Genomic DNA, 2,193 nt, shown 5'->3' with positions numbered 1-2,193 from the left:
AAGTCTTCGTGGTGCAGGTGTAGCCAGTCGTAGGTCGGCAATTTTCCGCTCATGACCTCGTCGTCGTAGACCGTCTCGTAAGGAATTTCGGCATACGTCAGTACCAGTGTTACGGCGTCGTCCCAGGGCTGACTAACCTTTGGACTATATACGGCAATTTTTGGGGCTTTCTGGAGCTTTACCACGTCCATATTGACGTCGGGTTGCTGCAATTCCTGCCGGATCTGCTGGGCTTGTCCGTCCGAAATGACTTCGTAGGAAATGCCCCGAATGACCAGTTCATTCTGAAATTTCTGATTTTCGGGAAATAGGAAACTGCCGCCCCGGTAGTTTAGAAGCCACTCTACTTCCGTTTCGTAGTTTTTCAGAACCCAATAGGTCAGTCCATAGGCTTTCAGGTGATTTTTCTGGGACTCGTCCATCGGAATCAGGATTTGAGAGGCCCGTACTGAACCGCAAACCAGCAGGAAAAGGATAAACGGAAGGATTAGTCGTTTCATTGGTGCAGTAATTTTCAAAAACAGCCACGAACTTTGATCAGTAGTTTGAAAGTAACGTTAGGATCAGCCGTATTGATCTGTTTAGTGAAATTTTAATCGTCCAGTCTAGGATGATGCATGAACAGTTGAATCCTCAATTTAATCAATTTTTTCAGAATCAAAGTCGCTAAAATTGCGGACCAGTACGAGGAGCTTCAACGCGATTAGTACCCTTAATGCATGGATTTTCTTGAGAACATACGCGAAGGCCTGCGTTCGATCCGGACTAATTTGCTCCGGACCGTACTGACCTCGCTCATCATTGCCGTTGGAATCAGTAGTTTGGTTGGAATCCTGACTGCGATTGATGGCATCCAGAGTAGTATTGATAACAGCTTTGCCGGGTTGGGAGCGAACACCTTTGATATAACGCAAGGGGAGGAAATGGGCATTCGAATCGGTGGTCGTCGTCGGAAAGTGTTTGGCCCCATCCTATACCGGGAAGCTCAGGAATACAAACAACGCTTTGGTTTTGGTGCCACGGTATCCCTGTCAACCATGGTTACGGGAACCGCCCAGATCAAGTACGAGAGCAAGAAGAGTAATCCAAACGTGTCGGTTACGGGCGTGGATGAAAATTTCTTTGCGGTGAAAAGTTACAAGATTCAGGACGGGCGTAATTTTTCGGCGAACGATATTTCCAATTCAACCAATGTAGCCATTCTGGGAGCAGAGATTGCCACGAATTTGTTTGGGACGACTAAGCCAGTCGGAAAGGAAATCAGTGTGTTGGGTTCGAAATTCAGGATTGTCGGTTTGTTGGAGCGAAAGGGTAATCTGACTGGTGGCGGGGATGATCGTCAGGTGTTCATTCCTATTGAAACGGCTCGTCAACTGGGGGGTAATCGCAGTTTGTCGTTCGGCATCACCACCAGCGTACCCGGCCTGAACCGGGTGGAACTGCTCATGGACGAAGCCCGAGGCCTGATGCGACTCATCCGGAAAGATGCCATTACACAGGAGGAGTCCTTTCAGGTTGAACGAGCCGATGCCGTATCCCAGAATTTCAAGGAAATTAACGAGCAACTGACCCTGGGCGGTCTTGGGATTGGCTTTATTACTTTGCTGGGTGCCAGTATTGCCCTGATGAACATTATGCTGGTGTCGGTTACCGAACGTACGCAGGAAATTGGTATACGCAAATCGCTGGGAGCGACGCCCAAACGCATTCGTCAGCAGTTCTTAATTGAGGCCATCGTCATTTGCGTACTGGGTGGACTGGCCGGACTGGTACTGGCTCTGGTATTTGGTAACGTGGTTTCGCAGTTAATCAGTCAGGGTACCGCCAGTTTCATTGTGCCCTGGGGCTGGATGATCATTGGCATTATCGTCTGTGTGATCGTCGGTTTACTCTCCGGATTTTATCCCGCCTGGAAAGCCTCCCGCCTCGACCCGATTGAAGCCCTGCGATACGAATAAGGCCGAAGCTGTAAGCCATTTTAAACGTTTGGACGTCAGCTGGTTCCAAAAAAGCAAAAAGTTTTCTCTGGAAAACTTGCCAAAGGGCCTTTTCAAGGTGTATACTTGCACTCCCAAACGCGAATACGCGAGTTGCCCAGATGGCGGAATCGGTAGACGCGATGGTCTCAAACACCATTGTCTTCACGGACATGCCGGTTCGACTCCGGCTCTGGGTACTGGTCATCCCTCTTAG

1 protein-coding gene, 1 tRNA gene and 1 pseudogene are annotated in these 2,193 nt (G+C 49.2%); 2 read left to right on the top strand and 1 reads right to left on the bottom strand.

Translation table 11 applies throughout. The features are described from left to right. Positions 1 to 500: pseudogene (locus BWI93_RS13045) on the bottom strand (asparagine synthetase B); the annotation flags it as partial. A 219-nt stretch (positions 501 to 719) separates the two neighbouring features. On the opposite strand from BWI93_RS13045, the gene BWI93_RS13040 reads away from it, so the two are divergent. Continuing rightward, positions 720 to 1,958: an ABC transporter permease gene (locus tag BWI93_RS13040; protein ID WP_094811997.1), complete on the top strand. Its 1,239-nt coding sequence runs from the start codon at positions 720 to 722 to the stop codon at positions 1,956 to 1,958. Between the two features lie 134 nt (positions 1,959 to 2,092). Further along, positions 2,093 to 2,176, top strand: a tRNA-Leu gene (locus tag BWI93_RS13035). Positions 2,177 to 2,193 lie beyond the last annotated feature (17 nt).

The organism is Siphonobacter sp. BAB-5385 (assembly GCF_002261125.1).
Lineage (GTDB): Bacteria > Bacteroidota > Bacteroidia > Cytophagales > Spirosomataceae > Siphonobacter.
The sequence above is the reverse complement of the archived record's forward strand: the minus strand, read 5'-3'. Positions and strand labels throughout refer to the sequence as shown.

What these genes read in the sequence shown, in the direction of transcription:
- BWI93_RS13040 (WP_094811997.1), top strand. Translation starts at nt 720, where the DNA reads ATGGATTTTCTTGAGAACATACGCGAAGGCCTGCGTTCGATCCGGACT.